1 protein-coding gene is annotated in these 1,390 nt (G+C 44.0%); it reads left to right on the top strand.

The genetic code is table 11. The features are described 5' to 3' along the window. Positions 1 to 209: 209 nt before the first annotated feature. Positions 210 to 1,288, top strand: a protein-coding gene (locus tag AB4585_RS22300) for an IS3 family transposase (RefSeq protein WP_170962420.1) whose coding sequence is annotated in 2 segments (ribosomal slippage) — positions 210 to 459 and positions 459 to 1,288 — 1,080 coding nt in all. Because the reading frame shifts where the segments join, the coding sequence is not laid out codon by codon here. The last annotated feature ends 102 nt before the right edge of the window (positions 1,289 to 1,390 follow it).

Below are 1,390 nucleotides of genomic sequence, written 5' to 3'. Positions count from 1 at the left end.
TTATTCAAGAAATGAAACTAGTGTGATACCAAAAACGGAATTTGTCTCAAGCCAGCATGTTAGATGCTGGCTTTTTTGATCTTATCCAATCCAGTTCGCATCCCTTTCTCCTCTTTTATCTGTGTTCATCACACCTTGGGTAATCCCCCCGAAAAGTAACAGCATGAAAAAGTAGAATTTTCTCGTATAGTTAATACAGGAGATTCAATATGAAAAAATCACGATACACGGACAGTCAGATCCTCTCTATCTTAAAACAAGCAGAAGCGGGAGCCCCGATCCCAGAGCTTTGCCGAGAGCATGGTATGAGCAGCGCGACCTTCTATAAGTGGCGCTCAAAATACGGAGGTATGGACGCTTCCCTTATGACTCGAATGAAAGAGCTTGAAGATGAAAATCGCCGCCTTAAAAAGATGTACGCGGAAGAGCGCTTAAAAGCAGAAGTGATTTCTGAGGCTATGGCAAAAAAGTGGTGAAGCCCTGTGAGCGTCGCAAGATGGCTCAGCACTCAGTGGCGAACAACACAATTAGCATCCGGCAGGCTTGCCGTTGGTTTAGCGTCAGTGAGACGTGCTATCGGTATCAATCAAAAGGGCAACCTGAGAATGAACAGATAGCTCAGTTGCTTACTGAATTGGCCGAAGACGAGTCCGACTGGGGTTTTGGATTGTGCTTTAACTACCTTCGCAATGTTAAAGGGCATACTTGGAATCACAAGCGCGTCTATCGCATATACTGCGAACTGGCTCTAAATCTGCGTATCCGTCCGCGAAGACGACTAAATCGTAATGTACCAGAGCCACTAAAAGACCCGATCAAACCGAATCAAGTTTGGTCTATTGATTTTATGCACGATCAACTTTCCGATGGACGTAATTATCGCCTGTTTAATGTCATTGATGACTTTAAGCGTGAAGGATTAGCTATCGAAGCTGATTTATCTTTACCAGCAGTAAGAGTTGTTAGGGCTCTAGAGCAGGTAATCGAGCAACGAGAACAGCCTATCGCCATTCGCTGTGATAATGGGCCGGAGTTTATCAGCGGTCATTTTGTTGAATGGGCTAAAAATCGAGGTATTCGTATTGATTATATACAGCCAGGCAATCCTCAACAAAATGCTTATGTTGAGCGTTTCAACCGAACCGTCCGATTCAGTTGGGTAAGCAAGTATCTATTTGATTCGATAGCGGAAGTACAAGATAAAGCAACCCGTTGGCTTTGGTTCTACAACCATGAGCGCCCACACAAAGCGAATGGAGGGTATCCACCACTAAAAATAGCCGCATAAATTCTACGAACACGTGCAGTTATTAATGGGAGGATTACCCTTGCATGTGATTCTTTTGTGCAAAATCCTCGTAACATATCTCTGCATATGTCACATCGCAAT

It is taken from the genome of Vibrio sp. 10N.222.49.C9, from assembly GCF_041474985.1.
GTDB lineage: Bacteria > Pseudomonadota > Gammaproteobacteria > Enterobacterales > Vibrionaceae > Vibrio > Vibrio crassostreae_C.
The sequence above is the reverse complement of the archived record's forward strand: the minus strand, read 5'-3'. Positions and strand labels throughout refer to the sequence as shown.